The organism is Ruegeria sp. CH5, assembly GCF_056537025.1.
This window is the reverse complement of the sequence record NZ_JBQFQT010000002.1, coordinates 180212-206903: the sequence shown is the minus strand read 5'-3', so window position 1 is coordinate 206903 and position 26692 is coordinate 180212. Positions and strand designations below refer to the sequence as shown.

30 protein-coding genes and 1 riboswitch are annotated in these 26692 nt (G+C 61.6%); of the genes, 16 read left to right on the top strand and 14 right to left on the bottom strand.

Annotated elements, in window-relative coordinates; translation table 11 throughout:
- Nucleotides 1-179: 179 nt before the first annotated feature.
- The gene (locus tag ACR0JC_RS08355) at nt 180-695 is read right to left on the bottom strand and encodes a hypothetical protein (protein ID WP_170340453.1); all 516 of its coding nucleotides are present in this window, start codon (nt 693-695) and stop codon (nt 180-182) included.
- Between the two features lie 216 nt (nt 696-911).
- Here ACR0JC_RS08355 and ACR0JC_RS08350 point away from each other — a divergent pair, with 216 nt between their 5' ends.
- Both ACR0JC_RS08350 and ACR0JC_RS08345 read left to right on the top strand, forming a co-directional pair.
- The gene (locus tag ACR0JC_RS08350; protein WP_254430750.1) at nt 912-1205 is read left to right on the top strand and encodes a YHS domain-containing protein; all 294 of its coding nucleotides are present in this window, start codon (nt 912-914) and stop codon (nt 1203-1205) included.
- Between the two features lie 12 nt (nt 1206-1217).
- Entirely contained in the window at nt 1218-1391 is a 174-nt protein-coding gene (locus tag ACR0JC_RS08345; protein WP_254430749.1) for a hypothetical protein, read from the top strand.
- A gap of 30 nt (nt 1392-1421) precedes the next feature.
- Here ACR0JC_RS08345 and cmk read toward each other — a convergent pair whose 3' ends face one another.
- The 10 genes from cmk to miaB all read right to left on the bottom strand — a co-directional run bounded on the left by cmk (nt 1422) and on the right by miaB (nt 11978).
- Nucleotides 1422-2039 (bottom strand): (d)CMP kinase, encoded by a 618-nt coding sequence (gene cmk, locus ACR0JC_RS08340; RefSeq protein WP_170340451.1) that lies wholly within the window; start codon nt 2037-2039, stop codon nt 1422-1424.
- The gene (gene aroA / locus ACR0JC_RS08335) at nt 2036-3382 is read right to left on the bottom strand and encodes a 3-phosphoshikimate 1-carboxyvinyltransferase (RefSeq protein ID WP_170340448.1); all 1347 of its coding nucleotides are present in this window, start codon (nt 3380-3382) and stop codon (nt 2036-2038) included. The genes cmk and aroA overlap by 4 nt, the downstream gene beginning before the upstream one ends.
- A gap of 68 nt (nt 3383-3450) precedes the next feature.
- Complete coding sequence (gene trmB / locus ACR0JC_RS08330) at nt 3451-4161, bottom strand: tRNA (guanine(46)-N(7))-methyltransferase TrmB (RefSeq protein ID WP_170340446.1); 711 nt, start codon at nt 4159-4161, stop codon at nt 3451-3453.
- A 127-nt stretch (nt 4162-4288) separates the two neighbouring features.
- Nucleotides 4289-5470, bottom strand: coding sequence for a methionine adenosyltransferase (metK, locus tag ACR0JC_RS08325; RefSeq protein ID WP_170340445.1), 1182 nt, complete (start codon nt 5468-5470; stop codon nt 4289-4291).
- A 5-nt stretch (nt 5471-5475) separates the two neighbouring features.
- Nucleotides 5476-5524, bottom strand: a riboswitch (SAM-SAH riboswitch).
- A 42-nt stretch (nt 5525-5566) separates the two neighbouring features.
- A complete protein-coding gene (lnt, locus tag ACR0JC_RS08320) occupies nt 5567-7072 on the bottom strand; it encodes an apolipoprotein N-acyltransferase (protein WP_170340442.1) in 1506 nt (501 codons plus the stop codon).
- Entirely contained in the window at nt 7069-7953 is an 885-nt protein-coding gene (locus ACR0JC_RS08315; protein WP_170340440.1) for a hemolysin family protein, read from the bottom strand. The genes lnt and ACR0JC_RS08315 overlap by 4 nt, the downstream gene beginning before the upstream one ends.
- Before the next feature lie 36 nt (nt 7954-7989).
- A complete protein-coding gene (gene ybeY / locus ACR0JC_RS08310) occupies nt 7990-8484 on the bottom strand; it encodes an rRNA maturation RNase YbeY (RefSeq protein ID WP_170340439.1) in 495 nt (164 codons plus the stop codon).
- Between the two features lie 39 nt (nt 8485-8523).
- Entirely contained in the window at nt 8524-9546 is a 1023-nt protein-coding gene (locus ACR0JC_RS08305) for a PhoH family protein (protein ID WP_093964591.1), read from the bottom strand.
- Nucleotides 9547-9710: 164 nt separating this feature from the next.
- Nucleotides 9711-10475, bottom strand: coding sequence for an outer membrane beta-barrel protein (locus tag ACR0JC_RS08300; protein WP_170340437.1), 765 nt, complete (start codon nt 10473-10475; stop codon nt 9711-9713).
- Nucleotides 10476-10658: 183 nt separating this feature from the next.
- Nucleotides 10659-11978 (bottom strand): tRNA (N6-isopentenyl adenosine(37)-C2)-methylthiotransferase MiaB, encoded by a 1320-nt coding sequence (gene miaB, locus ACR0JC_RS08295; RefSeq protein ID WP_170339872.1) that lies wholly within the window; start codon nt 11976-11978, stop codon nt 10659-10661.
- Between the two features lie 122 nt (nt 11979-12100).
- On the opposite strand from miaB, the gene ACR0JC_RS08290 reads away from it, so the two are divergent.
- Nucleotides 12101-12964 (top strand): glycosyltransferase family 2 protein, encoded by an 864-nt coding sequence (locus ACR0JC_RS08290; protein WP_170340434.1) that lies wholly within the window; start codon nt 12101-12103, stop codon nt 12962-12964.
- Nucleotides 12965-12979: 15 nt separating this feature from the next.
- On the opposite strand, the gene ACR0JC_RS08285 is transcribed toward ACR0JC_RS08290, so the two are convergent.
- Entirely contained in the window at nt 12980-13777 is a 798-nt protein-coding gene (locus ACR0JC_RS08285) for a phytanoyl-CoA dioxygenase family protein (RefSeq protein WP_170340431.1), read from the bottom strand.
- 86 nt (nt 13778-13863) lie between these two features.
- Between ACR0JC_RS08285 and ACR0JC_RS08280 the strand changes: the two genes are divergently transcribed.
- Nucleotides 13864-14760 (top strand): LysR family transcriptional regulator, encoded by an 897-nt coding sequence (locus ACR0JC_RS08280; RefSeq protein WP_170340429.1) that lies wholly within the window; start codon nt 13864-13866, stop codon nt 14758-14760.
- On the opposite strand, the gene irrA is transcribed toward ACR0JC_RS08280, so the two are convergent.
- Nucleotides 14761-15180: an iron response transcriptional regulator IrrA gene (irrA, locus tag ACR0JC_RS08275; protein WP_170340427.1), complete on the bottom strand. Its 420-nt coding sequence runs from the start codon at nt 15178-15180 to the stop codon at nt 14761-14763.
- 188 nt (nt 15181-15368) lie between these two features.
- On the opposite strand from irrA, the gene fabA reads away from it, so the two are divergent.
- The 4 genes from fabA to ACR0JC_RS08255 are packed head-to-tail and all read left to right on the top strand — an operon-like array spanning nt 15369 to nt 18194.
- The gene (fabA, locus tag ACR0JC_RS08270) at nt 15369-15878 is read left to right on the top strand and encodes a bifunctional 3-hydroxydecanoyl-ACP dehydratase/trans-2-decenoyl-ACP isomerase (protein WP_093964585.1); all 510 of its coding nucleotides are present in this window, start codon (nt 15369-15371) and stop codon (nt 15876-15878) included.
- Nucleotides 15879-15926: 48 nt separating this feature from the next.
- The gene (gene fabB, locus ACR0JC_RS08265; RefSeq protein ID WP_170340424.1) at nt 15927-17156 is read left to right on the top strand and encodes a beta-ketoacyl-ACP synthase I; all 1230 of its coding nucleotides are present in this window, start codon (nt 15927-15929) and stop codon (nt 17154-17156) included.
- A gap of 5 nt (nt 17157-17161) precedes the next feature.
- Entirely contained in the window at nt 17162-17953 is a 792-nt protein-coding gene (locus tag ACR0JC_RS08260) for an enoyl-ACP reductase FabI (protein WP_170340422.1), read from the top strand.
- A gap of 58 nt (nt 17954-18011) precedes the next feature.
- A complete protein-coding gene (locus ACR0JC_RS08255) occupies nt 18012-18194 on the top strand; it encodes a hypothetical protein (protein WP_170340421.1) in 183 nt (60 codons plus the stop codon).
- A gap of 11 nt (nt 18195-18205) precedes the next feature.
- On the opposite strand, the gene ACR0JC_RS08250 is transcribed toward ACR0JC_RS08255, so the two are convergent.
- Nucleotides 18206-18634, bottom strand: coding sequence for an FKBP-type peptidyl-prolyl cis-trans isomerase (locus ACR0JC_RS08250; protein ID WP_170339858.1), 429 nt, complete (start codon nt 18632-18634; stop codon nt 18206-18208).
- Between the two features lie 127 nt (nt 18635-18761).
- On the opposite strand from ACR0JC_RS08250, the gene ACR0JC_RS08245 reads away from it, so the two are divergent.
- The 8 genes from ACR0JC_RS08245 (at nt 18762) to ACR0JC_RS08210 (ending at nt 26596) form a co-directional block, all read left to right on the top strand.
- Complete coding sequence (locus tag ACR0JC_RS08245; RefSeq protein WP_170339856.1) at nt 18762-19448, top strand: haloacid dehalogenase type II; 687 nt, start codon at nt 18762-18764, stop codon at nt 19446-19448.
- Nucleotides 19448-20275, top strand: a complete 828-nt coding sequence (locus tag ACR0JC_RS08240; RefSeq protein WP_170340420.1) for an alpha/beta fold hydrolase — start codon at nt 19448-19450, stop codon at nt 20273-20275. The genes ACR0JC_RS08245 and ACR0JC_RS08240 overlap by 1 nt, the downstream gene beginning before the upstream one ends.
- Nucleotides 20272-21246, top strand: coding sequence for a threonine ammonia-lyase (locus ACR0JC_RS08235; protein ID WP_170340419.1), 975 nt, complete (start codon nt 20272-20274; stop codon nt 21244-21246). The genes ACR0JC_RS08240 and ACR0JC_RS08235 overlap by 4 nt, the downstream gene beginning before the upstream one ends.
- Before the next feature lie 73 nt (nt 21247-21319).
- Complete coding sequence (gene pcaD, locus ACR0JC_RS08230) at nt 21320-22108, top strand: 3-oxoadipate enol-lactonase (protein WP_170341084.1); 789 nt, start codon at nt 21320-21322, stop codon at nt 22106-22108.
- Between the two features lie 11 nt (nt 22109-22119).
- Nucleotides 22120-22833, top strand: coding sequence for an alpha/beta fold hydrolase (locus ACR0JC_RS08225; RefSeq protein WP_170340418.1), 714 nt, complete (start codon nt 22120-22122; stop codon nt 22831-22833).
- Between the two features lie 124 nt (nt 22834-22957).
- Complete coding sequence (locus ACR0JC_RS08220) at nt 22958-24157, top strand: TCR/Tet family MFS transporter (protein WP_170340416.1); 1200 nt, start codon at nt 22958-22960, stop codon at nt 24155-24157.
- Nucleotides 24158-24237: 80 nt separating this feature from the next.
- Complete coding sequence (locus ACR0JC_RS08215) at nt 24238-25332, top strand: Zn-dependent alcohol dehydrogenase (RefSeq protein WP_170340414.1); 1095 nt, start codon at nt 24238-24240, stop codon at nt 25330-25332.
- A 31-nt stretch (nt 25333-25363) separates the two neighbouring features.
- Nucleotides 25364-26596, top strand: coding sequence for a mandelate racemase/muconate lactonizing enzyme family protein (locus ACR0JC_RS08210; RefSeq protein WP_170340411.1), 1233 nt, complete (start codon nt 25364-25366; stop codon nt 26594-26596).
- Nucleotides 26597-26692: the final 96 nt, after the last annotated feature.

Genomic DNA, 26692 nt, shown 5'->3' with positions numbered 1-26692 from the left:
CGGTGGCGACCTCCCCTTATCGCTGAGGGAAACTATAGCAGCTTTAAGGCATCCAGCTAGGGCCAATGGCGGCATCAAGTAGGCCCAAACGGGCGCCTTTGCCAAAGCAACGCATGGTCACGACCTGCTTCCCTTGCACTGAACGGACAGCGATGACGGTTGAGCCTTCCGAGGCAGCCTCAGATGTCCTCGCCTTTCTTCAGAAGATCGTCGATCAGTTCGCGTTGCAGATCATGGCTGTCCCCACCGCCGAACTCGGCCGCACCCCCGGAATAGAGAGTGCCATAGGTCCGAGCGATATTGACGGTCTGCGCCAGGCCCGAGATCAGTTGATCCTTGTTCAGCCGTGACAGCGGGTGGATGAACACGGCCCACAAGGTTCCGTTGGCGATCGCATAGCGCGCGTCCAGCGTGCTGTCGAAATTGGCCTGCATCATGCGCTGCAAGTCTTCGGCCGAAAGCTCTGAGGTTCCGCTGATCGCCACCATTGCCCGCATCCGGTCTGCATGCACATCAGTAACAACCAGTACCGGAACATCCGAAATCGTCATGGTAAAGCCCGGACCCTGCGGCTCGGCATCGGGGTCGAGGGCAAAGATGATCTTGCCCAGTCTCTCGTAGGTCATTGGTGCCTCGGCTTCCTGTGCCAACGCATGGCCGGCCAACAAAACCCAGATCAAGGCAAATCGGATCATCCGCTCTCTCCACCATAGACGCGTTCAGCCTAAGCGGGGACTGATCAACTGGCCAAACACAGCTTGGTGAGCCGGTTTGGCTGGCTCTCGGCAAGTGCGAACGATCTGCAAGGTTTTCCATTCGCGCTGCGATTACGCGTCCGCACGCCCGCATTTATCTGTTCAGCACGGGTCGGCGCGCGTGCCGGCCACAACTGAACACGAAAGGAACACACAATGAAATCTGTTGTACTCAGCGCCCTTGTCGCCGTCCTGCCGATGATCGCCGCACCGGCTTTTGCGGCGGATGAGATCAATGTCTCGAACGGGATCTCGGCCGGCGGTGCGCCGCTGGCTGCTCACGGGGTCGATCTGGTGGCGCTGGTCACTGAAGGCAACCCGGTGGAAGGGTTCGCCACGCATTCGGCCACCTATGGTGGCGCGTCCTACTACTTCACCTCGGCCGAGAACCGCGAAGCTTTCGAGGCCAACCCCGAGGCATACCTGCCGCAGCACAGCGGCTTCTGCTAGTATGGTGTTTCCGTGGGCAAGAAGTTCGATGGCGATCCGGATCAGTACCTGCTGGCCGATGGCAAGCTGTATCTGTTTCTGAACGCGGCAACCCGCGCTAAGTTCCTCGAAGACGTGTCCGGCACCGCCAAGACCGCGGATGACCAGTGGGCGAATATCAAGTCGATTGCGGTCGGCGAACTGTAATCGGACTGTCGCCAAGCGCTGTCCGCGGCCTCACCTTGCCGCGGGCAGCTTTCCTTGAATAACCGCGACCGCCTTTTCCAGCGCGGCCTCGATGCTCAGGTCCGAAGTGTCCAGAATTACGGCATCGTCGGCCGGTTTCATCGGGGCCGTGCTGCGTTCGGCGTCTCGCGCGTCGCGCTCGCGGACATCGGCCAGAACCTGCGCGCGCGTTATTTCCGCGCCTTTGTCAGCCAGTTCCAGATAGCGTCGCTCGGCGCGCACTTCGGGGCTGGCGGTGACGAATAGCTTCACCTCGGCCTCGGGGCAGATCACCGTGCCGATATCGCGCCCGTCCAGCACCGCGCCGCCGGCCCGCCGGGCAAAGCTGCGCTGGAAATCGACCAGAGCTGCGCGCACCTCGGGGATCACGGCCACTTTCGACGCCGCCTGCGCGATCTCGGCTGTCCGCAGGTCGCCCTGCTCCAACTCCTCGGCCGTCAAGGACCGCGCCGCCTCGACCGGATCGGTGCCGTCCAGCGTGCGCCGACCGACCGCGCGGTACAGCAGCCCTGTATCCAGATGCGCCAGCCCGAAATGCGCAGCCACGGCCTTGGCGATCGTGCCCTTGCCCGCAGCGGCCGGGCCGTCGATGGCGACGGTAAAGCTCATGTGCGCTCGACCTTGGCACCCAGGCCCTTCATCAACGGCTCGAAGATCGGGAACGAGGTCGCGATGGGGCTGCCGTCATCGACCGAGACCGCCTGTTGCGCGCCCATGCCCATCACCATGAACGACATGGCGATGCGATGGTCCAGGAAGCTTTCGCAGGTGCCGCCGCCGGGAACGCCGCCGATGCCCAGCCCGTCGACCGACCACCAGTCATCGCCCTCGTCAACCGTGACGCCGTTGGCCCGCAAGCCACGCGCCATGGCGTCGATGCGGTCGCTTTCCTTGACGCGCAGTTCCTTGACGCCGCCCATCATCGTCTTACCGGTGGCGTTGGCCGCAACCACCGACAGCACCGGATATTCGTCGATCATCGAAGCCGCGCGTTCGGGCGGGACGTCGATGCCCTTCATGTCGGGCGAGTAACGCGCGCGCAGGTCGGCGACCGGCTCGCCGCCTTCCTCGCGCATATTCTCATAGGTCAGATCGGCGCCCATCTCGCGCAGCGTGGTGAACAGGCCGGCGCGCGTGGGGTTCAGGCCGATGCCCGGCACCAGAACGTCCGATCCCGGCGTGATCAGCGCCGCGCAGACCGGGAAGGCCGCGCTGGAGGGATCGCGCGGTACGGCGATCACCTGCGGTTTCAACTCAGGCCGGCCGGTCAGGGTGATGACACGGCCTTCGTCGGTGTCCTCGACGGTGATTTCGGCGCCGAACCCTGCCAGCATCCGTTCGGAATGGTCTCGGGTGGCTTCCCTCTCGATCACCACGGTCTTGCCGGGCGCGTTCAGGCCGGCCAGCAGAACGGCAGATTTCACCTGGGCCGAAGGCACAGGCACTTCGTACCAGACCGGCACCGGATCGGCCGCGCCGACGATGGTCATGGGCAGACGCCCGCCCGAACGGCCCACGGCCTGCGCCCCGAACAACGCCAACGGATCGGTCACCCGCGCCATCGGGCGTTTGTTCAGGCTGGCGTCGCCGGTGAAGGTCGCGCTGATCGGGCTGGTCGCCATCGCGCCCATGATCAGGCGCACGCCCGTGCCCGAGTTGCCGCAGTCGATCACATGATCCGGCTCGGCAAAACCGCCCACGCCGACGCCATGCACCGTCCATTCGCCATTCCCGTGCGAGATCACCTCGGCCCCGAAGGCGCGCATCGCCTTGGCGGTGTCCAGAACGTCTTCGCCTTCCAGCAGGCCCGAGATCCGGGTCTCGCCCACGGCCATCGCCCCAAGGATCAGCGAGCGGTGCGAAATCGACTTGTCACCCGGCACTTCGGCCGTGCCGGTCAGCGGGCCGCAGGGATGCGAGGTCATCGGGATGGGCGTGCCGTGTCCGGACATGAGGGCTCCTTTTGCGCTATCAGTGCCCCTGCCGATTAGCGAATTGGCGCCGCAGCGTCCAGCCGCAATCACCCGTTGCGGCGGAAGGTCAGGTAGTGCGGCGTTCGGCCTTCACGCAGGGCCTTCTGCTCGTAGCGGGTGGAAATCCAGTCGTCCCACGGCTTGCGCCAATCCTCGGGGCCCTCGGCCAGCCATTCGAAACCGGCACGGGGCACCTCCTCGAGTGTCTGGCGGACATAGTCCGGGATGTCGGTCGCCACGCGGAAAATCGCGCCGGGTTTCAGCACACGCGCCAGCGGGTCCAGATGCTCGGGCGTCACGAAGCGGCGGCGGTGGTGCCGCTTTTTGGGCCACGGATCGGGATAGAGCAGAAACGCGCGCGAGATACTGGCATCGGGCAGCACGTCGAACAGGTCGCGCACATCGCCGGGATGTACCGCCAGGTTGGTCACTTCGGCCCGGCGGATCTTGCCCAATAGCATGGCCACGCCGTTGATGAACGGCTCGGCCCCTATGATGCCGATATCGGAGTTCTGCTGCGCCTGATGCACCAGATGCTCGCCGCCGCCGAACCCGACCTCAAGCCATACCGGCTTGCCGCCGAACAGCGCGTCCAGGTCGATCGGGGTGCGGTCGGGGTTGCTGTCCCAATCCACCGCGCCCGGCGACAGGGCGGCCAGGTCCTCGGACAGATAGGTCTTTTGGCTGGGCTTCAGGGTCTTGCCCTTGAAGCGGCCATAGAAGTTTCTGCGGGGGCGTTCGGGTGACTGGGTGCTCATGCCGGTGCCCTTACTGCGGTGGGGTTTGCGTTGCAAGGGGAGGGCTGTGCCGGAGGGGCGACCTTCGAAACGAAAAAGGCGCGCCACATCGGACGCGCCTTGCCGTGTTTGATTTCCCGGTGCTGGCTCAGACAGCCTTTTTCAAGGCCTCAACCAGATCGGTCCGCTCCCAGCTGAAGCCCCCATCGGCTTCGGGGTCGCGCCCGAAGTGCCCATAGGCCGCCGTGCGCTGGTAGATCGGCCTGTTCAGTTGCAGATGTTCGCGGATGCCGCGCGGGGTCAGGTCCATCACCTGTCCGACCGCCTTCTCGATTTCGGCGTCAGCAACCTGTCCGGTGCCGTGGGTGTCTGCGTAGATCGAAAGCGGCTTGGAAACGCCGATCGCATAGCTCAGCTGGATGGTGCAACGCTCGGCCATGCCGGCGGCCACGACGTTCTTCGCCAGATACCGCGCGGCATAGGCCGCCGACCGGTCGACCTTGGTCGGGTCCTTGCCCGAGAACGCCCCGCCGCCGTGCGGAGCCGCACCGCCATATGTGTCGACGATGATCTTGCGCCCGGTCAGGCCAGCATCCCCGTCAGGGCCGCCGATGACGAATTTGCCGGTAGGGTTCACATGCCATTCCGTCTGGTCGCTCAGCCATCCATCGGGCAGAGATTCGCGGATGTAGGGCTCGACGATCTGGCGAATATCGTCCGAGGTCAGCGCCTCATCCAGATGCTGGGTAGACAGCACGACCGAACTGACACCGACTGGTCGCCCGTCACGGTAGATCACCGACAGCTGCGATTTGGCATCGGGACCCAGAGCGGGCTCGGACCCGTTCTTGCGCACTTCCGCCAGACGGCGCAGGATGGCGTGTGCATATTGGATCGGAGCCGGCATCAGGGCTGGGGTTTCGGTAGTGGCATATCCAAACATGATGCCCTGGTCACCGGCGCCTTCATCCTTGTCAGCGGACGCATCGACCCCTTGGGCAATATGCGCGGACTGCTCGTGCAGCAGGTTCGTCACCTCGACCGTTTCGTGGTGGAACTTGTCCTGCTCGTAACCGATGTCCTTGATGCAAGCGCGGGCGATCTCTTCGATCTTGCCCATGTAGTCGTGCAGTTTTTCCTGATCCGACAGACCGACCTCGCCGCCGATGACCACCCGATCGGTGGTGGCAAAGGTTTCGCACGCAACGCGCGCTTCGGGCTCTTCGTTCAGAAAGGCATCCAGGACCGCATCTGAAATTCGGTCGCACACCTTGTCGGGATGCCCTTCGGAAACGGATTCCGAAGTGAAAATGTAGTTCTGTCGGGACATGAAAGCGCTCCATTAAGATTTCCCCGTCACGCCAGGAAGCCGTTGTGACAGGCATTCGACGGGATACGCCCGAAGAAACAGGGGGTCAATCGGTAATTATGCCCCGCCAAACCGAACGTTGCGCCCAAACAGCAGCAGAAGCACCAACAATAGCCCAAGCGTCAGCCCGTCGCCGGTTCGCGCATACAGTGTCGGAGGCAACGGCGCCGGAAGATGAGCATCCACGAAACCCGCCTGTCCCAAAGGCAGGGAGGCGATTACGTTGCCATAGGGATCGACCATCGCCGAAACACCGGTATTTGCCGACCGCGCCAGCGGCAGACCCTGTTCGATGGCCCGCATCCTTGCCTGCGCCAGATGCTGGAATGGTCCTGTGCGGGTCCCGAACCAGGCATCATTGGTTATCTGCAGAAGGAAATCCGGACGCTGCGGTGCCGCCGAGACATCCTGCGGAAAGATCGCCTCGTAGCAGATCAGCGGCAGCGCCAGACCCAGCTTGCCGGCGTTCAGCATCGCCGCTCCGGGCCCGGCACTGAACCCGCTTCCGGTGGTCGCGGCCATACCGTGTATTCCGAACCTGTCCATCAGATCGCCAAGGGGAACATACTCGCCGAAGGGCACCAGATGATGCTTGTCGTACAGGCCGGTCTGACGCCCCTGCTCGTCGAGGTAGATCATCGAGTTGTAGATGCGCGGCCCGTCTCCGCGTTGGATACCGAGGATGACGGGCGTTCCCGGAGCGGCCTCGGCAATCGCTTCCAGATAGGGACCCGCGCTGCCCAGCCACGCCGGAACCGATGTCTCCGGCCATACGATCAGGTCGGGGCGCGGATCGGCGGCAGTGAATTCAATCTGTCGAGCAAAAAACAGCGGGGCAAAAGAAGGGTCCCATTTCTGCTCTTGCGGCGCGTTGGGCTGGACCAGACGAACAATATGACCGGTCTCTGCAACCCTCGGGCGGTTGCTGGCTTGAACCAGCGCCAAACCGGCAAAGATGCCAACTGCCACGACGGGCCAAAGAAACGCCTTGCCGTTGCGAGGACCGGCGACGGCAGCGCCCAACGGCAGGGCAAGCAAAAAGGTCGCGGCCCCAAGGCCATATGGACCAACCCATGCCAAGAGTTGCCCGGCCGGGGCATCCACCCAAATCTGTGCCATTCCCGCCCAAGGAAACCCGGTCAGAACGTAGCCGCGCGCCATTTCAACCAGCGACAGGGTCAGGGCCAGAACGATGACCTTCCGCGGCCCCACCTCTCGGGTTCCGCGCGCGAGCCAAAAAGCAAACGCCCAGAACAAGGCCAAGCCAGCAGCCATGAACACAAGCGCAAAAGGGGCCATCCAGGCATAACGCTCAGCGTCGATCTGAAAGGGCTCGATGATCCAGCTCAGGGCATTGGCGAAGTAACCGGTTGCGAAAGCCCAGCCCACCCATGCCGCGCGAGCGCGCGTGGCACTGGCCAGAAACAACGGCGCGACGGATGCAAGCGCAATGCAGGTGATTATCCAATAGCCATACGGCGCCAAGCCAAAGGCCGCCAACGCGCCGAGTATCGCGGCCAGTACCACGCGCAGCCAATGCGGCCACCGCAAGGCAGGATTCATGCAGCCATATCCGGCAGCATCACCCGCAGGCGCTTGATGCGCCGCGGATCCGCGTCGATAACCTCGAACTCGGGGCCTTCGGGGTGCAAAACCACCTCACCGCGAGCTGGAACCCGCCCAGAAAGCATGAAGACCAGCCCGCCCAGGGTCTCGATCTCTTCCTCGTCCACATCCTCGTGGCTGGTCAGCGACCGGCCGATTTCGGCCTCGAAGTCCTCAAGCGGCGCCTTGGCCTGAACGATATAGCACCCGGGCTTTTCTTGCACCCACAGCTGATTTTCGTCGGCGTCATGCTCATCGGCGATTTCTCCGACGACCTGTTCGATCAGATCTTCGATCGTGACAAGCCCGTCGACGCCACCATATTCATCGATCACCAACGCCATGTGGCGACGCTCGGTCTGCATCTTGGTCAGCAAAACACCGATCGGCATCGAAGGCGGGACAAACAGCAACGGGCGGAGCATCGAGATCAGATCGAATTCCGCCGATCCACCGTTGAACCCATGCGTCAGGGCAAAATCCTTGAGGTGAACAAAGCCCAGCGGCGTGTCCAGCGTCCCCTCGTAGACCGGTATTCGGGACAGACCGCTATCCCGGAAGACCTGGGCCAGTTCCTCTTTGGTGATGGTCGAAGGCACGGACACGATGTCGGCGGAAGGAATTGCCACATCCTCGATCCGCATGCGCCGCAGATTGATCATGCCGCGTGGCTGAGGGGTCACGGCCTCATTCCCGTTCACGACGACTTCGGCGTCATCCTCGGCGGAAGAAAAAGCATCAAGAATACGAGAGAAAAGCCCGCTTTTCTCTTTGGTTTCATCGCTGCTCTGCGAGTGCGCGCTCTGCGCCGCTCCAGAACTGCCGTCAATATCGCCCATTTTCCTGTTCCAATAGATCGGGCACCAAGGCCCACATTACCCATTATATGGGTCATCAATACCCATTTTGCCAAGTATCTCGACCTCGGCACGTTCCATCAAAGTGGCGTCAAGGTCACGAATGTGATCATACCCCAGCAAATGCAACACTCCGTGAACCAGCAAATGGGTCACGTGGTCATCCATGGATTTCCCAGCCTCCTGAGCCTCGCGCCAGCAAGTGTCATACGAGATCGCGATGTCACCAAGCGCGATGTCACCCGTGAAATCCGGCTGGGGCACGAGCGGTGTGCCGCCGGGCTGATCCGCCGCAAGTTCCTCGGCGGGCCAGCTCAGCACATTCGTCGGCGCAGGCTTTTCACGAAATTCAGCGTTCAACTCGGCAATCCGGGTGTCGTCGCAGCCCAGCACGCTGACTTCGCACAAATCGGCATCCACGCCGCAATGCGCCAGCGTCGCGGCCACGGCCTTGTGCGCCAACGGCTCAAGACCCTGCCAACGCGGGTCTTCGATCGTGATTTCCAAGTTCATCTCGAAACGCTCCGAGGCCGATTCCCCAGCTCCGACGGTTCAACCCGTTTCCCGGCCCGAGTCGGCCTCATACGCCTCGATGATCGCCGCGACAAGCGGATGGCGCACCACGTCCTTGGATGTGAAGTAGTTGAAGCTGATATTCGGGATCGTCTTCAGCAGCCGCTCGGCATCCGCAAGCCCCGAAGCCACGCCGCGCGGCAGATCCACCTGCGACCGGTCGCCGGTGATCACCATCCGGCTGCCCTCGCCCAAGCGCGTCAGGAACATCTTCATCTGCATCGTCGTGGCGTTCTGGGCCTCGTCCAATACAACGAAGGCATTGGCCAGTGTCCGCCCGCGCATGAACGCCAGCGGGGCGATTTCGATCCGCTTTTCCTCGATCAGCTTGGCCAGTTGCTTGCCTGGCAGAAAGTCATTCAACGCGTCGTAAAGCGGCTGCATATAAGGATCGACCTTGTCCTTCATGTCTCCGGGCAGGTAACCCAGCTTTTCGCCGGCTTCGACGGCTGGGCGGCTGAGGATGATTCGATCCACATGTCCGCCGATGAACATCGACACACCCACAGCCACGGCAAGGTAGGTCTTGCCCGTTCCCGCCGGGCCGATGCCGAAGGCGAGTTCGTTGTTGAACAGCGACTGCACATAAGCCTTTTGCGCGTCTGTACGGGGTTCGACCAGCTTTTTGCGGGTCTTGATTTCGACAGTTCCACCCTTGAACATTTCAAGCTGGTCGCCATCACGCGAGCCGGTTCCGGCCTCGGAATTGCCCATCCGCAATTCGCGATCAACGTCGGCGGCTTCGACGTCGCGCCCGCCTTCCAGTCGGGTGTAAAGGGCCTGCAAAACCTCGATCGCCTGCTTCTGAAGCTCGTCTTCGCCCATGACGACAAGTTGGTTGCCGCGGCGCACGATCTGAACGGAAAGCTTCCGCTCGATCTCGGCCAGGTTGCGGTCGTATTCGCCGCAAAGATCAATCAACAATCGGTTGTCAGGGAATTCAACAAACGCCTCGTTCGCGGGCATTTCATCTTGCGGTGGGGTAAGGGCACCGATGGCCAATCCGTTCTCCTGTCTTGGCGTTGTCACCCCAAGCGTAGACAACAAGAGTCGGTCGGCGCAAGCCACAGATTCAAAAATCTGAGCAACTGATCGCAAATCGGTCAGGCGGAAAGGAATTCATGGCCCGGCGCGATGAAATCTCAGGCCGGAATCCGCCCTTGGGATCAGAACTTGTAGTTCAACCCGACGCGAATCCCCTGGTAGCTGGGCGTGGATTTGGTCGAGAAGCCCGAGCCAAAATCGACGACCTTCGACTGGAACTGCACATATTCGAATTCGCCGGTGACGGACCAATTGTCGTTCAACTGATGCTCGGCCCCGATGCTGGCAACGAATCCGTTGCGTCGGTCATCGCTTGCGAAAGACTGAGTGGTGCCGCCGCTGGACAGGCTGTTGGTCGTTTCGATTTCACCCTGAACGAACCCGACGGTAACGAAATACAGAACCGAACCGCTGGGGTTGGTCAGCCCGTTTTTGAACCGCAGCGACAGCACATCCGATATCTCGGAACCGCCCTGAACGGTCGTGGTGCCTATCTGCGTGGTGACACTGTCATCCAGCGACGCGAAATCGTACCCGATCTCAAATCCGTAGACGTAATCGCGCCCGCCACGCGCAGGCAGAACACCGCGCCAACCGCCCCGTATCCCGCCATAGGCACCGCTCAGGTCAAGTTTGCCGATGGGAAAGGTGCCCGCATTGGTAGCGAGCCCGAACTGGTCTGTTCCGCCTGATCCATACCCGGCGCTGAACCCCAGATAAAAGGCGCTGACGTCTTTGGAATAACGCTCCGGCCCCAACACGACCGGATCGGAAACGGCGCCGTCCAAATCCCCCGCATGAGTGGGAATACCTGCGCTGGCGGCCAGCAATAGGCCGGCCAGAACACGGCCCACCCCTGTTTGTCGAATACCTGCCTGACGTGTCACTCGTACCCTCCATTGCGGTGCCCGGACGACCCGAAGCCCCGCCGATGTAAAGCCCGAAGGCCACCTGAAACACGGCCCCGAGAATTCTGGCTATTCTCCGACCATAGTTCCAAGCGATAAATCAAGGGTAAATTTTGGAAACAAACGCCACGAATGTTGCGTGAGCGGTGAACCGCAGCCCGGTCACAGCACCTCGCCGGCCAGTGAATTAGCGCCCGAGGCCGTGATCCGGACGTTGCGAAGATCTCCCGCCGAAAGATCGGCTCCGGAAACGTGGACGGCATGCAGATACTCGGACTTGCCAACCATCTGTCCGGCCAGACGCCCGGGTTTCTCAAACAGAACCCGGACTGTCCGACCAACCATCGCATCCTGGATCTCTCGCTGGTGCCGGGTGATCAGGGCCTGCAAGCGTTGCAGACGGTCGTCCGCCTCCTGCGGATCGACCTGAGGACGCTCGGCCGCGGGCGTGCCCGGCCGGGTCGAATACTTGAACGAATACGCATAGCCATAGCGGACCTGCTCGACCAGATCCAACGTGGCCTGGAAATCCTCTTCGGTCTCTTCGGGGAAACCCACGATGAAATCACCCGACATCAGGATGTCGGGGCGCGCTTCCCGGATCCGCTCGATCAGTCGCAGATAGCTTTCGGCGGTGTGGCTGCGGTTCATCCGCTTGAGGATCTTGTCCGACCCCGACTGCACCGGCAGGTGCAGATAGGGCATCAGCTTTTCGCAGGTGCCATGCGCCTCGATCAGGTCGTCGGTCATGTCGTTGGGATGCGAGGTTGTGAACCGGATGCGCTCCAGCCCATCGATCTTGTTCAATTCCCAGATCAACCCGGCCAGGGTCATGTCGCCATCGGGTCCGGCACCGTGATAGGCGTTGACGTTCTGGCCAAGGAGCGTGATCTCGCGCACGCCGCGCTCGACCAGGTCCTGTGCCTCGCGCAGGATGCGGTCGGCGGGGCGGCTGACCTCGGCCCCGCGGGTATAGGGCACGACGCAGAAGGCGCAGAACTTGTCACAACCCTCCTGCACGGTCAGAAACGCCGTCGGGCCGCGCTTGGCCTTGGGACGGTTCTTAAGCTTCTCGAACTTGTCTTCTTCGGGGAAATCGGTATCCAGCGCCTTTTCGCCCGCACGCGCCTTGGCCTCCAACTCGGGCAGGCGGTGGTAGCTTTGCGGGCCGACGACGAGATCGACCAGCGGCTGCCGGCGCATGATCTCTTCGCCCTCGGCCTGCGCCACACAACCGGCCACGCCGATCTTCAGATCGGGTTTTTCGGCCTTCAATCCCTTGAAGCGGCCCAGTTCGGAATACACCTTCTCGGCCGCCTTTTCGCGGATGTGACAGGTGTTCAGCAGGATCATGTCCGCATCTTCGGGCGACTGCGTTTCCACATAGCCCTGCCCGCCCAACGCCTCGGACATGCGTTCGCTGTCATAGACGTTCATCTGACAGCCATAGGTCTTGATATACAGCTTTTTCGGTTCGGACATGGGCTGGGCCTTTTGCGTTCGCTGGACCGGCGTCGTCTATACCCATCGAACGCCGCTTGCAATGCTGGCGCAATTACCCGAATTTGACGGATATTTCCAGCAAGGCAGGCTACACGCGGGCAATGAAATACGAATCCCTCGACCACTTTCTGAAATCGGGCCGGGCAGCGTTGACCAAGGGGCCGGTCGCATTGGTTTTTGCCGAAGACGATGTCGAGCTTGATGGGACCTTGCGCCATCACTTGGACTTGGGGTTCAAATCCGTGATCGTATTTGCACCGGCCCAGTTTTCGATCCTGCCTGAAATCCTGGACCGGGTGCACCGGGTCACGATGCGCTGCTCGCCCAGAAACGTGGTTTTCGACACCATAAATCGCGTCATTCAGGCGGCGCCAAACATCTGGCTGTACTACTGCTACAACTCGGAATACCTGTTCTTTCCGTTCTGCGAAACGCGCACGGTCGGCGAGATGCTGGCCTTTCACGCCGAGGAGCGGCGCGACGCGATGCTCTGCCACGTGATCGACATCTACGCCGACGACCTGTCCGCCTATCCCAACGGTGTGGCCCCGGATCATGCGATGCTGGACAGTACTGGATATTATGCTCATTCCCGGCACGACCGATCGGGACAACCGCTGGAGCGTCAGTTGGACATGTCCGGTGGCCTGCGTTGGCGGTTTGAGGATCACATCCCGTACGAACGGCGCCGGATCGATCGGATCGCGCTGTTCAAAAGCTGCAAGGGTCTGACCCTCCAACCCGATCACACCTTTAGCGAGCCCGAGTACAACACCTATGCCTGCCCCTGGCATCACAACCTGACGGCTGCCATCTGTTCGTTCCGCGCCGCCAAAGCTCTGAAAAGCAACGCGGGATCGACCTTTGATATTCCCAGTTTCCGCTGCCCCTCCTCGGTTCCTTTCCAATGGAATTCGCACCAGTTGCTGGACCTTGGCCTGATGGAACCTGGCCAGTGGTTCTGAGCGCGCCGGAACGGCTCAGCGATTGAGCAGAATCGGGAACCAGTCCTCGCGCAGTCGTTGTCCAGCCCGCATGTCATGCCCCGGAAACGGCGGCGACGTCCGGCCCGGACGCTCGACATACCGGGCGTCATCCCCGACCAGCCGCAGCGAGAAGGCGCGGCGCCGGCTGTCCGACTGGTTTCCTCTGGCACCGTGCAGGGTTCGGAAGTTGAAGGCGACCGCATCGCCGGGTTCCATGTCGAACTCAACGATCCGCATCCCTTCGGCCACGGGGTCTGGTACCGCGATGTACTGGCCCTCGTCAGGAAAGAAACCCTCCTCCGAAACCCAGCGCGTCGGCAACACTTCCTTTTCCCACAGGTGAGACCCCGCCACGCACCGCAGAGTCGCCTGCGTCACCGGGTCGAGCGGCGACCAGAAGCTTATCGTCTGACGCCCTTCCACAAAGTAATAGGGCCCATCCTGATGCCACGGCGTGGCCATCGAGGTGCCGGGCTCCTTTACCAGAACGTGGTCATGGAAAATCTGGACCGAACGGGACTCCATCAGGTCGGAAGCAACCTCGGCAACCGGAGAGGCTTGAATGACCTGCCGAAACTCGGGGATGCGAGACCAGTTGCAGTAGTCGTCAAAGAAACGGCCGGTTTCGCCTTCTTTCTTGTTTTCCGACGCATATGGCCCGGGATCAGCCATGTTGCGTGCCACCCCTTCCCGCAAGGCATCAACGTGATCGGCGAACAGGCCCTTGACCAGAACAACCCCGTCATTGCGATAGGTTTCGATCATCTCCGGGGAAACAAGAGGGTGTGGCATGTTGGTCTCCGTCATTTGCTGAGGCCGATTTGCACATGTCCGGCACCCCTGTTCAAATCATATCTTTCAAAATAAGCATTAACTCCATGTTATATATCACCTTGCGCCAATACGAATATGTTTGCGCCATTGGGCGACACGGAAGCCTGTCCGCCGCGGCACAGCACCTGAACGTTTCGCAACCTGCGCTTTCAAACGCGCTGACCCGGGTCGAAGAACACCTGGGCCATCCGCTGTTCTCGCGCCGACGCGGCGCGGCAATGTCGCTGACGCCTCAGGGGCGCGAGTTCATCGACAGGGCCGAAGCCTTGCTGACGAGCGCTGCCCGGATCGAAGAGACGAAAGCCCTGGTTGCCGGAACAAGCCGTTTGAAGTTGGGTTGTTTTGTAGATCTTGCACCGTTCCTGCTGGCGCGGGCAATGCAAACGATCAGGGACACCCTTCCCGATATCGTTCTGACCCACGGGGTAGACACTTTCGAAGGCTTGATCAGCGGATTGACCGACGGCCGTTTCGATCTGGCGCTCACCTATGATCTGGGCCTCGATGCCGGTTTCTCACGCCACAAGCTGCTGGACAGTACGCCAAACGCGCTGGTCAGTCCCGCGCACCCTTTGGCCGGGCAAGGCAGCGTTTCACTTGCCGAGCTTGAGCAATACCCGCTCATCCTGTCCAAAGAAGGTCTGTCAGCGCAGCATGTCTTGGGCCTGTTCCGGCGTCATGGGCTGCACCCCAGCGTGTCCTACCGCGCGGAATCGCTCGAGATCCAACGCAGTCTTGCGGCCCATGGTGAAGGGGTGGGCATCAGCTATGCCAGCCCGCAAAACGGCCTCAGCTATGATCGGATGCGGCTGCTGAGCCTGCCGATCAGCGACCCCGATGCCACCGAGGCCGTGATTCTAGCTCGTCACGGCACCGGCCCTGCGGACACGACAATCGCTGCTGCTGAACAGGCTCTGGTTAGGTCGCTTGGGAAACTGTGATCAGCGCTTTTTGCGCAGCCGGATGACAACGTCCACCGACGCGATCTCGACCCCGGCCGGCGCTTCGGGCAGACGCTGGATAACCAGTTGCTCGGACGGCGCATCGCTCAGTCGGCCCTCGTCCTCCCAGAAGAAATGCGGGTGGTCATGGGTGTTGGTGTCGAAATAGCTTTTTGAGCCGTCCACGGTGATTTCCTGCAGAACGCCGGCATCGCAGAAGGCGCGCAGGGTATTGTAGACCGTTGCAAGGGACACGGCATCGCCCTTGTTCTTGGCCGACTCGAACAGGCTTTCGGCGGTGACATGTCGGTGGCGGCCATCGCCCACCAGCAATTCGGCCAAGGCAACACGCTGGCGCGTCGGGCGCAGCCCGGCGTCAACCAACCAGTTCGTAGCGATGTCCCGGCTTTGAGCTGTCATGAAACCATTACCCAATTTCCCCTGCCCCAATATATAAGTGCCGACCACCACCAATTTCAAATGAAATTCATTCGCAACCAGCGGCTCCGGCGGGCCGGATGTGTTCGGGTGGTCTTGCAGGACCTTGCAAACGGGTGATAGACGAGGCCAGATTGAATAAACAGACCCCTGGCAGGAGACGCGGCAGAATGGCCCAATTCCCAAGCAGCTTTGACAAGGACGATCTGCTGAAATGCGCCCGCGGCGAACTCTTCGGCCCCGGAAATGCTCAGCTTCCGGCTCCCCCGATGCTGATGATGGACCGCATCACCGACATTTCAGGCGACGGCGGCGCGCACGGCAAGGGGCATGTCGTGGCCGAATTCGACATCACACCGGACCTTTGGTTCTTCGATTGCCACTTTCCCGGAAACCCGATCATGCCGGGTTGTCTGGGTCTTGACGGACTGTGGCAGCTAACCGGTTTCAACCTCGGCTGGCGTGGCTGGCAGGGTCGCGGCTATGCGCTGGGTGTGGGCGAAGTGAAACTGACAGGCATGGTGCGCCCTGACCGCAAGATGTTGACCTACTACGTGGACTTCACCAAGGCAGTCCAGACCCGCCGCCTGACCATGGGTGTGGCGGATGGCCGGGTCGAAGCGGATGGCGAAGTCATCTATCAGGTCAAGGACATGAAGGTTGCATTGTCGGAAAGCTGACCCCAGCTGACTGACAGTCAACAGGGAATGGAACACAGGAGAACGCAAATGCGTCGCGTCGTCGTCACCGGTTTGGGGGTTGTCTCTTCCATCGGGAACAATGCCGAAGAGGTTCTGGCCTCGCTCAAGGCGGGTAAGTCCGGCATCGAGGCCAGCGAGCAGATGGTCGAGCACGGCTTCCGCAGCCAGGTTGCAGGGACGCTCAAGATCGATGTGTCGGAACAGGTCGACAAGCGCACTTTGCGGTTCATGGGGCCAGGCGCCGCGTATGCCCATATCGCGATGAGCCAGGCAATCGCTGACGCGGGGCTGAGCGAAGATCAGGTCGTCAATCCGCGTACGGGTCTTGTTGCCGGGTCCGGTGGCCCTTCCACCAGCGCCATGCTGACGGCGCACCAGACCGTTCTGAAAACCGGCGCAACCAAGCGCATCGGACCGTTTGCCGTTCCGAAATGCATGTGCTCGACGATCTCGGCCAACCTTGCGACCGCGTTCAAGATCAAGGGCATCAACTACTCGATCACTTCGGCCTGCTCGACGTCGCTGCATTGCATCGGAAACGCGGCCGAGCAGATCATGCTGGGCAAACAGGACGTGATGTTCGCCGGTGGCGGCGAAGAACTGGACTGGACCCTGTCCTGCCTGTTCGATGCGATGGGCGCGATGTCCTCGAAATACAACGACACGCCCGAAAAAGCCTCGCGCGCGTTTGATCAGAACCGCGACGGGTTCGTGATCTCGGGCGGCGGCGGCATCGTCGTTCTGGAAGGGCTGGAACATGCTCTGGCCCGGGGCGCGAAGATCTATGCCGAGGTGACGGGCTATGCCGCAACCTCGGACGGGCACGACATGGTCGCACCCTCGGGAGAAGGTGGAGAGCGCGCGATGCGCCTGGCCTTGTCCACCCTGCCCGAAGGCCGCAAGGTCGGCTACATCAACGCCCACGGGACCTCGACACCGGTCGGAGATGTGGGCGAAGTCGAAGCCGTCCGCCGGATTTTCGGCGAGGGCAATGTGCCGCCGATCTCCTCGACCAAGTCGATGACCGGCCACGCTCAGGGTGCTGCCGGCGCGCTCGAGGCGATTTTCTGCCTCTTGATGCTGCAGCATGATTTCATTGCGCCGTCGATCAATGTCGACACGCTGGCCGAAGGCATCCAGCCCGGCGAAATTGCAACTGAGGTTGTTGAAAACGCAGGTTTGGACAGTGTCATGACCAACAGCTTCGGCTTTGGTGGCACCAACGGTTCCATGATTCTGTCCAAGTATAACGGGTGATTATGATGTCGGATTCTATGAAGGGTAAGCGCGGGCTGATCATGGGCGTCGCCAATGATCGGTCGATCGCCTGGGGCATTGCCAAGGCCATGCACGAGGCAGGCGCTGAACTGGCATTCACCTACCAGGGCGAGGCCTTCGGAAAACGGCTGGAACCGCTTGCACAGAGCTTGGGCAGCGACTTCATGGTCGATGCGGACGTGACCGATGACGCATCGCTGGACCGGGCCTTCGACGAACTGGCCTCCCGTTGGCCAACGATTGATTTCCTTGTCCACGCCATCGCCTACTCGGACAAGACCGAACTGACCGGGCGGTTCCTGAACACCACGCGGGCGAATTTCAAGCACTCGCTGGATGTCTCGGCCTATTCATTCATCGAAGTGGCCCGTCGCGCCTATCCAATGATGAAGGAAAACGGCGGGACGCTGCTCACCCTGACCTATCAGGGTTCGAACAAGGTCGTGCCGAACTACAATGTCATGGGTGTTGCAAAGGCTGCACTGGAATCGGCGACTCGCTATCTTGCGAATGATCTGGGCCCCGACGGGATCCGGGTCAACGCCATCTCGCCCGGACCTATGAAAACCCTGGCCGGCGCGGCCATCGGGGGGGCTCGCAAGACCTACAAGTTCTGCGACCAGAACGCCCCGCTGCGATCGAACGCCACGCTCGAAGCGGTTGGCGGCACGGCCGTTTACCTTGCGTCGGACGCAGGGGCCTGCACCACCGGTGAAATCATTCGCGTAGACGGCGGTTTCCACATCTTGGGAATGCCTCAACCCGACTTCATGTGACGCGATCTTTCCCTGTCGTTGCCAAGATTTTACCAAACTTCAGCGGCAGGGATATCACATGAGCAAACTAGACCGGATAATCGCGACCAATACGCGTGCATCTCACTCTCGTCGCAAGACCGGAGTGCTCAGCAGCCGCGCGCGAACGCTGCTGCTGACCCTGACGACATTGTTGGTATTGTGGATCTTCTATACCCAACCGCAGCTTCGCGAGGCGGTTGGGTCATTGTTGGGCGGCTGAACGCGCGCTGATCAGTTGATCGAAACGACCTCGATGTCGAAGATCAGATCCTGGCCCGCCAGCGGGTGGTTTGCGTCCAGGGTCACGGTTTCTTCGTTGGCGTCCACCACGGTCACAGGCAGCGCCTGACCATCGGGGGTTTGCATCTGCAGCTGGGTGCCGGGGTCCAGCGGGATGTCGTCCGGGATGCCTTCGCGCGGGACGTCCTGGCGCATCGCGGGATTGATCGGCCCATAAGCGTCCTGGCAATCCACTTCGACACGTTTTTTCTCGCCAATTTCCATGCCCGGCAGTGCGGCGTCCAGACCGGGAATGATCTGGCCGGACCCCACGGCGAACTCAAGCGGATCGCGTCCTTCCGAGCTGTCAAAAACGTTGCCGTCCCGCAAAGTTCCAGTGTAGTGAATGCGAACCGTGTCGCCTTGTTTGATCGCGGTCATGACTGTCTCCGACCTGAGTTTGGAATGAGCGGTCCAACCTAGAGACTGACCCGGCAATGTAAACCCTTTTACGCTTTAACCCGCGCATGGCCTGTGCCAACCTGCCCCGGAAGATGGGGAGAGGCAGATGGCGATCACAACCTGCGTTTTCGATGCGTACGGAACCCTTTTCGACGTGGCCGCAGCCGCGCGTCAGGCGGCCGCCGAACCGGGCCAGGATGCGCTGCGTGACAAGTGGCCTGAACTGGCCAACCACTGGCGGTTGAAACAGCTGCAATACACGTGGCTGCGTGCTGTGGCGGACGCACATGCCGATTTCTGGGACGTAACGCAGGATGGCCTGGACTGGGCGCTCGAGGCGACAGGCCTGCAGGGGGACCCAGCGCTGCGGCAGAGACTGCTGGACCTGTATTGGGAACTGCAGGCCTATCCCGAGGTTCCGGCCATGCTGAAGGCGCTCAAGGATGGCGGGATGCAGACCGCAATCCTGTCAAACGGATCGCCGCCCATGCTGGAAGGCGCGGTCAGATCTGCGGGTATCGGCGGCGTATTGGACGACATACTGTCAGTCGAAAGCGTCGGCGTCTTCAAACCGCATGCCCGGGTCTATGATCTTGTGTGCGACCGTTTCGGGTGCGAACGATCGAACGTTCTGTTCGTCAGCTCGAATGGTTGGGACGCCGCCGGAGCCAGCGGGTACGGGTTCGTTACGGCCTGGGTCAACCGCGCCGGCGAGCCGATGGACCGCTTGCCGTGGACCCCGGCGCATGTCCTGTCCGACCTGACCTCGATTCCGGAACTGGCAGGCGTTTGATGCCACAATTCACGACGTCTGACGGTCTGCGCCTGACCTACGAAGATACAGGCAGCGGCAAGCCGCTGCTGTGCCTTGCCGGCCTGACCAGAAACAGCCGGGATTTTTCCTTCTTCACGCCGTACGCCAACAGACTGCGTGTCATTACGATGGACTATCGGGGGCGCGGAGACTCGGATTTTGATCCGGATTATCGCAACTATACCGTTCCGCGCGAGGCACAGGACGTGATCGAGTTGTTGGATCATCTGAAGCTCCATCGGGCCAGCATCCTTGGCACCTCGCGTGGCGGGTTGATTGCCATGACCCTCGCCGCAATTCGCCCCGAACGTCTGAGTGCCGTCATTTTGAATGATGTGGGCCCCGTAATCGAACCGTCGGCCATCGGGCGCATCATGGATTATGTCGGCAAGGCTCCTGCCGCAACAACGCTGGAACAGGCCGCTTTTGCGCTGAAACAGGCAATGGACCCGCAGTTTCCGGGCGTATCGATTGAAACCTGGAGAAAGCAGGCCGCATTCCAGTACGAAGAAACCGGCACCGGCCTGCGGTTGCGCTATGACCCCGCATTGAGAACCGCGTTGCAAGAACAGATTGCAGCGGGCCCGCCCGCTGATTTGTGGCCATTGTTCGAAGCCCTGAACCCGCTTCCCACCGGAGTGATCCGTGGGGCGAACTCGGACTTGCTTAGCGCCCAGACACTTGCAGAGATGCACCGGCGTCATGCGGGGTTGATTTCGGCCGAAGTGCCCGACCGGGGCCATGTTCCTTTTCTGGACGAACCGCAGTCCATAACCGTCATTCGCAAGGTACTGGATTTGATATGAGCACAATTGACCTGATCGAAGCCGCTGCCGTGCGCCTGCAAGGGCACGCGCGCGAAACCCCGATCCTCACATCGCTGTTTTTGGACGAACTTGCCGGGCGGCGCGTTCTGGTCAAGCCCGAGTGTCTTCAACACACTGGAAGCTTCAAGTTTCGCGGCGCGTGGTCTGCGATTTCCGCCCTGGATGCCGAGGCTCGCAAACGCGGGGTCATCGCGTATTCATCAGGCAACCACGCGCAGGGCGTGGCGCATGCGGCTACACTTCATGGTGTTCAGTCCGTCATTATCATGCCGTCCGACGCGCCGGCTCTGAAAATCAAAAACACCCGAGCTTTGGGCGCCGAGGTCATCCTTTATGATCGCTCCAATGAAAGCCGCGAAGAGATCGGCGAGGCGTTGTCCCGGGAGCGCGGTCTTACGTTGATCCGCCCGTATGACGAACCGCAGGTGATCGCCGGTCAGGGTACCGTCGGCCTCGAGGTGGCGCGGCAGGCGCGCGATCTCGGCGTGACCGACGCCGATGTTCTGGTATGCTGTGGTGGCGGTGGACTGACCTCAGGCGTGGCACTTGCCTTGGGAAAACATGCGCCGGGTCTCAGGGCACGCCCCTGCGAGCCCGAAGGATTCGACGATGTCAAAAGATCCCTGGCCTCGGGGTCCGTTCAGACCAACAACGCAGCCGCAGGCAATATCTGCGACGCGATCCTGACACCGCGGCCCGGTGATATCACCTTCCCGATCCTCCGTCGCCTCTGCGGACCGGGATTGGCGGTATCCGAAGACGAGGCTCTCCGCGCCATGGCCTTGGCGTTCCTGCGCCTCAAGGTCGTTCTGGAACCGGGTGGGGCAGTCTCGTTGGCGTCGGCGTTGTTCCGCAAGGACGAGATCCAGGGCGACGCCGTTATCGTCGTGGCATCGGGCGGGAATGTCGATCCGCAGGTCTTTGCCCGCGCGTTGGAATTCCTTACCTGACAACGGGTTAGGACAGATGCAATAAATCGCGGCGTAAACTGTCGGAATGATCGCAGCAAAAAAGGCTGACCAGATGCACATCGCTGATTTCGGAGATGTTCAGATTCACTATCGCTTGGACGGTGACCCGGATGGTCCACCTCTGGTCTTTGCCAATTCGTTGGGCACCGACATGCGCTTGTGGGACCCCGTGCTGCCTCTGCTCCCCAAAGGTCTGCGCATCATCCGCTATGACAAGCGGGGGCACGGCCTGTCCTCGCAACCGGATGGTCCCTATTCGATGGGAAGTCTGGTGCGCGATGCCGAGCGGCTCCTGGACTTTCTCGAGGTGCGGAATTGCGTCTTCGTCGGCCTGTCGATCGGCGGAATGATCGCGCAGGGGCTGGCCGTCAAGCGGATGGATCAGATCCGGGCGATGGTCCTGTCCAACACGGCCGCCAAAATCGGGACGCCCGCCATGTGGGCCGATCGGATGGCCGCCGTTCGTGCAGGTGGGATCGAGGCGCTGGCCGACGCAACCATGGAGCGCTGGTTTTCGAAAGCATTTCGGGAAACCCCCGATGTCGAGCTATGGCGCAATATGATGGTACGCCAACCGGTGCAGGGGTATCTGGGCTGCTGCTCCGCCATCTCGGGCACGGATTTCTATACGCCAACCAGCGGGCTCAGACTGCCGACGCTGGGAATTGCGGGCTCGGAAGATGGCTCGACCCCTCCCGATCTGGTGCGCGAAACCGTCGACCTGATCCCCGGCTCCCGGTTCGAGCTGATCCGCAAGGCCGGGCACCTGCCCTGCGTCGAGCGGCCCGAGGTCTACGCCGAGCTGCTGAACGCTTTTCTGCGAGAAACCGGACATATCTGAAGGAGGTCACGGTGGCGGAATTTCTTCTTGTTCACGGGTCTTGCCACGGCGCATGGTGCTGGCGCGATCTGATACCGGAACTTGAGAATCTGGGGCATTCGGTCCGGGCGATCGACCTGCCCAGTCATGGATCGGACCCGACCCCAGTATCCGAGGTCACGCTCGAGACGTGTCGAGATGCGGTGTTGAATGCCACGACCCCGCAAACGATTCTTGTCGGCCATTCCTGGGGCGGCTACCCGATCAGTGCGGCCGCCGAATTCGCCTCAGATCGGATGCGAGCCCTGATCTATGTCTGCGCCTACGTGCCGGTCTCCGGGCTGTCGATGATAGAAATGCGCCGGCGTGCACCAAGACAGCTGATTGGCGATGCGGTCGAGAAATCGGCAGACGGACTGTCCTACAGCGTGTTGCCGGATCGGGTGCAATCTCTCTTCTATCACGACTGTCCGGCCGACGTTGTCACCTATGCCCTGGCCCGCCTGTGCCCGCAGGCCATCCGCCCGCAGGACACGCCGTTGGACCTGAGCGAGCGTTTTGACGGAATTCCCAAGGCCTATGTCCGCACCATGGATGACCGGACGATTCCAACTGAGTACCAGGAAGAGATGAGCCATTGCGCGCCGCCCGAATTGCGCCTGACGATCGACAGTTCCCATTCTCCATTCTTCTCGCATCCCGCGGATCTGGCTCGACACCTGAACGAAATCGCCACCCGCGTCTGAGATCCGGCCCGGCCAAGGCTGACGTGCCGTCAGTCGAGAATTTCGCCTCGATCACAAAAGACCGGGTTACAACACGACAGGCGGGCGACTAAGGTCCTGCAAAATAAGTCATTCGTGCGGTTTCATGCGTCTTCCTTTTCTGTTCGTTCTCGGCACTGTCATGATCGATGCCATGGGCATCGGACTGGTCATGCCGATCATGCCTCAGCTGATCGTCGAGGTTCAGGGCGGCTCTCTGGCATCGGCAGCCATCTGGGGTGGGATCCTCAGCACTGCCTTTGCTGCGATGCAATTCCTGTTCGGTCCGGTGCTGGGCAACCTGTCGGATGCTTACGGACGCCGCGCGGTCCTGCTGGTTTCCCTGTTTGTCATGAGCTTGGACTACGTGGTCATGGCCTTGGCCGGCAGCATCTGGCTGCTGCTGATCGGCCGCATCGTGGGTGGCATCACCGCGGCCACCCACTCTACCGCAGCGGCCTTCATGGCGGACGTTTCGAAACCTCATGAAAAGGCCGCCAATTTCGGTCTCATCGGAGCGGCTTTTGGTGTAGGTTTTGTCCTCGGCCCTTTGATGGGAGGATTGCTGAGCGAATACGGAACCCGCGCCCCATTCTGGGCGGCTGCCGGATTGTCATTTGCGAACTTCCTGCTGGGCCTCGCGGTCATGCCTGAGACGGTAACGGACAAAAACCGCCGCGGATTCCGCTGGCACCGCGCGCGTCCTGATAGCGCATTGCGTGCCATCGCCGCCCTGCCCGGCATCCGACCGTTGCTGTGGGTATACTTTTTGTACTCGGTGTCGATCTACGTCTATCCCGCCATCTGGTCATACTTCACGACCGAGCGTTTCGGTTGGTCACCGCAGATGATCGGGTTGTCACTCGCGGTCTACGGATTGGGCATGGCGGCGGTTCAGGGCGGGTTGATCCGCCCCGCCACCCGCCACTTGGGAGAGCGGACCACGATTGTTTGGGGCATGATCTTCGAGATCGTCAGCTTTCTGGCCCTGGGTTTTCTCACAAACGGCACAATTGCGTTGATGCTGATTCCGATCACCGCACTGGGCGCCGTCGTGACGCCGGCCCTTCAGGCACAGATGTCACGTGCAACCCCGGATTCGCAGCAGGGAGAGCTTCAGGGGGTTCTGGCCGCGCTCCACGCGCTGTCGATGGTGATCTCCCCGTTGGTGATGACCACCGTTTTCGCCCAATTCGCGCGCGTTGATGCAGCATTCTACCTTCCAGGGGCCCCGTTCCTGTTGGCATTGCTGCTGATGCTGGCCGGATTCGTCCTGTTTCTGCGCGCACATCCCAGCGAAACGTGACAACGACACGGGAATGACGGTTTCAGCCTTGCGGACCGCAGATTCCCGCGTCACCGTGGCCCAAACCAAACGAGGGATCCATGCAGACCATCAAAGCCGCCGTATGCCGCGCCTTCAACGAACCGCTTGTCATCGAAGACATCCAGATCGCGCCGCCCGGCATGGGCGAGGTCGAAGTCACGTTGGATGCGGTGGCGATCTGCCATTCTGACATCACCTATGCCAGCGGCGCTTGGGGCGGGTTTCTGCCCGCCGTCTACGGGCACGAGGCCGCCGGTGTGATCTCGGCCGTCGGAGAAGCCAGCGGAGGATTCAAGGTTGGCGATGCGGTCGTGGTGACCCTGATCCGCGCCTGCGGGTCCTGCCCGTCCTGCGCCAGCGGCAAGCCGGTGATCTGCGAAACACCCTATGACACCGTCAAGGGCCCGCTGCGCACTGCGGATGGCGGGCCGCTGGAACAGGCGATGGCCTGTGGCGCCTTTGCCGAAAAGGTCGTGGTCAGCCACCGCCAGATCGTCAAGATACCCGACGCGATGCCCAAGGACGTGGCCAGCCTGCTGTCCTGCGGGGTGATCACCGGCGTGGGGGCGGCGGTCAACGCCGCGCAGTTGCGCCCGGGTCAGGATGTCGTGGTCATCGGCGCCGGCGGGGTGGGCCTGAACGCCATCCAGGGCGCGCGGCTGGCCGGGGCCCGGCGGATCGTGGCCGTCGACATGACCGAGGAAAAGCTGGAAATCGCCAAGGAATTCGGCGCCACGCACGGGGTCTTGGCCACGCTGAAAGAACCATGGAAGGCGGCCTACAAGGCCCTGGGCGGTCGCGGGGCCGATGCGGTTCTGATCACCGTCGGTGCGATCCCCGCCTATGATCAGGCCCCGCGCTATCTGGGTCGCGGTGGCAAGGCGGTGATGATCGGCATGCCGCATTCCGGCGCGCAATCCAGCTATGAGCCGGTCATTCTGGCGGCCTTGGGTCAGAGCATGGTCGGGTCAAAGATGGGCGACGTGGTGATCCAGCGCGACATTCCGTGGATGATCGATCTGTATGAACAGGGACGGCTTAAGCTGGACGAGCTGATCTCGGGGCGCTGGACGCTGGAACAGATCAACGAGGCCATCGAGGACACCAAGACCGGGTCGGCCAAGCGCAACGTCATCGTATTCGACCGGGGCTGACGGCCCCGGACCACCGGCGGGAGGAGACCGAATGAAACTGCAGGATCTCGACATCATCGTGACCGCTCCGCCCGCGCCGGGCTGGGGCGGGCGCTATTGGATTCTGGTGAAAGTCACCACCGATACCGGCATCACCGGCTGGGGCGAGTGTTATGCCTCCTCGGTCGGTCCCGGGGCGATGAAACACGTCATCCGTGACGTGTTCGACCGCCATATGGCCGGCGAAAACCCCGAGAATATCGAGCTGATGTTCCGTCGCGCCTATTCCAGCGGCTTCACCCAGCGCCCCGACTTAACCGTGATGGGCGCGTTCTCGGGGCTGGAAATCGCGTGTTGGGACATTCTGGGCAAGGACCGGGACCGCCCGGTATACGCTCTGATCGGCGGCCGGATGAACGACCGCATCCGTGCGTACACCTATCTGTACCCGCTGCCGCAGCACAATCTGACCGATTTCTGGACCTCGCCCGAACAGGCCGGGGAAAGCGCCGCCGAAATAGTCCGGCGCGGCTTTACCGCAGTCAAGTTCGACCCGGCGGGCCCCTACACGATGCGCGGCGGGCATATGCCGGCCATGTCCGACATCTCGATGTCGGTGGCCTTCTGCAAGGCGATCCGTGACGCAGTGGGCGACAAGGCCGACCTGCTGTTCGGCACCCATGGCCAGTTCAACACTGCCGGCGCCATCCGCCTTGGGCAGGCAATCGAGCCTTATTCGCCGCTGTGGTTCGAGGAGCCCACCCCCCCGGACATGATCGAGGACATGGCCCGCGTCGCCCGCAATGTCCGCATCCCCGTGGCCACGGGCGAGCGGATGACGACCAAGGCCGAATTCGGCGCGGTTCTGCGCGCCGGCGCGGCCGAAATCCTGCAGCCCGCCTTGGGCCGGGCCGGTGGGATCTGGGAGATGAAGAAGGTCGCCGCCATGGCCGAGGTCTACAATGCGCAGATGGCGCCGCATCTCTATGCCGGGCCGGTGGAATGGGCCGCCAACATCCATCTCGCGGCCTCGATCCCGAACCTGCTGCTGCTCGAGACCATCGAAACGCCGTTTCATGACCAGCTGATCAAGGGCTCGATCCGGGTCGAGAACGGCTTTGTCGAGCCGCCTTCGGTCCCCGGTCTGGGCATCGAGGTCGACGAGGAACTGGCCCGTGCCCACCCCTATTCCGGCGACGGTCTGCACCTGCAGATGCAGGAAGAACCCTGCGACTATGTCAATGGCAATGCGTTTCAGGGCGGGGCCCCGGCAACCGAGGGATGACAATTTCAGACAAGTTGGTGCATACTGCGTTCACCCCTTATTTTCATCCCCAAGGTACCACGTGACTTTCACTGACGCCGAATTGACGACCCCACA

Excerpts from the sequence above, each read along its gene's own strand:
- ACR0JC_RS08355 (WP_170340453.1), bottom strand. The coding sequence starts at position 695 with ATGATCCGATTTGCCTTGATCTGGGTTTTGTTGGCCGGCCATGCGTTG.
- ACR0JC_RS08350 (WP_254430750.1), top strand. The coding sequence starts at position 912 with ATGAAATCTGTTGTACTCAGCGCCCTTGTCGCCGTCCTGCCGATGATC.
- cmk (WP_170340451.1), bottom strand. The coding sequence starts at position 2,039 with ATGAGCTTTACCGTCGCCATCGACGGCCCGGCCGCTGCGGGCAAGGGC.
- aroA (WP_170340448.1), bottom strand. The coding sequence starts at position 3,382 with ATGTCCGGACACGGCACGCCCATCCCGATGACCTCGCATCCCTGCGGC.
- trmB (WP_170340446.1), bottom strand. The coding sequence starts at position 4,161 with ATGAGCACCCAGTCACCCGAACGCCCCCGCAGAAACTTCTATGGCCGC.
- metK (WP_170340445.1), bottom strand. The coding sequence starts at position 5,470 with ATGTCCCGACAGAACTACATTTTCACTTCGGAATCCGTTTCCGAAGGG.
- lnt (WP_170340442.1), bottom strand. The coding sequence starts at position 7,072 with ATGAATCCTGCCTTGCGGTGGCCGCATTGGCTGCGCGTGGTACTGGCC.
- ACR0JC_RS08315 (WP_170340440.1), bottom strand. The coding sequence starts at position 7,953 with ATGGGCGATATTGACGGCAGTTCTGGAGCGGCGCAGAGCGCGCACTCG.
- ybeY (WP_170340439.1), bottom strand. The coding sequence starts at position 8,484 with ATGAACTTGGAAATCACGATCGAAGACCCGCGTTGGCAGGGTCTTGAG.
- miaB (WP_170339872.1), bottom strand. The coding sequence starts at position 11,978 with ATGTCCGAACCGAAAAAGCTGTATATCAAGACCTATGGCTGTCAGATG.
- ACR0JC_RS08290 (WP_170340434.1), top strand. The coding sequence starts at position 12,101 with ATGAAATACGAATCCCTCGACCACTTTCTGAAATCGGGCCGGGCAGCG.
- ACR0JC_RS08285 (WP_170340431.1), bottom strand. The coding sequence starts at position 13,777 with ATGCCACACCCTCTTGTTTCCCCGGAGATGATCGAAACCTATCGCAAT.
- ACR0JC_RS08280 (WP_170340429.1), top strand. The coding sequence starts at position 13,864 with ATGTTATATATCACCTTGCGCCAATACGAATATGTTTGCGCCATTGGG.
- irrA (WP_170340427.1), bottom strand. The coding sequence starts at position 15,180 with ATGACAGCTCAAAGCCGGGACATCGCTACGAACTGGTTGGTTGACGCC.
- fabA (WP_093964585.1), top strand. The coding sequence starts at position 15,369 with ATGGCCCAATTCCCAAGCAGCTTTGACAAGGACGATCTGCTGAAATGC.
- fabB (WP_170340424.1), top strand. The coding sequence starts at position 15,927 with ATGCGTCGCGTCGTCGTCACCGGTTTGGGGGTTGTCTCTTCCATCGGG.
- ACR0JC_RS08260 (WP_170340422.1), top strand. The coding sequence starts at position 17,162 with ATGTCGGATTCTATGAAGGGTAAGCGCGGGCTGATCATGGGCGTCGCC.
- ACR0JC_RS08255 (WP_170340421.1), top strand. The coding sequence starts at position 18,012 with ATGAGCAAACTAGACCGGATAATCGCGACCAATACGCGTGCATCTCAC.
- ACR0JC_RS08250 (WP_170339858.1), bottom strand. The coding sequence starts at position 18,634 with ATGACCGCGATCAAACAAGGCGACACGGTTCGCATTCACTACACTGGA.
- ACR0JC_RS08245 (WP_170339856.1), top strand. The coding sequence starts at position 18,762 with ATGGCGATCACAACCTGCGTTTTCGATGCGTACGGAACCCTTTTCGAC.
- ACR0JC_RS08240 (WP_170340420.1), top strand. The coding sequence starts at position 19,448 with ATGCCACAATTCACGACGTCTGACGGTCTGCGCCTGACCTACGAAGAT.
- ACR0JC_RS08235 (WP_170340419.1), top strand. The coding sequence starts at position 20,272 with ATGAGCACAATTGACCTGATCGAAGCCGCTGCCGTGCGCCTGCAAGGG.
- pcaD (WP_170341084.1), top strand. The coding sequence starts at position 21,320 with ATGCACATCGCTGATTTCGGAGATGTTCAGATTCACTATCGCTTGGAC.
- ACR0JC_RS08220 (WP_170340416.1), top strand. The coding sequence starts at position 22,958 with ATGCGTCTTCCTTTTCTGTTCGTTCTCGGCACTGTCATGATCGATGCC.
- ACR0JC_RS08215 (WP_170340414.1), top strand. The coding sequence starts at position 24,238 with ATGCAGACCATCAAAGCCGCCGTATGCCGCGCCTTCAACGAACCGCTT.
- ACR0JC_RS08210 (WP_170340411.1), top strand. The coding sequence starts at position 25,364 with ATGAAACTGCAGGATCTCGACATCATCGTGACCGCTCCGCCCGCGCCG.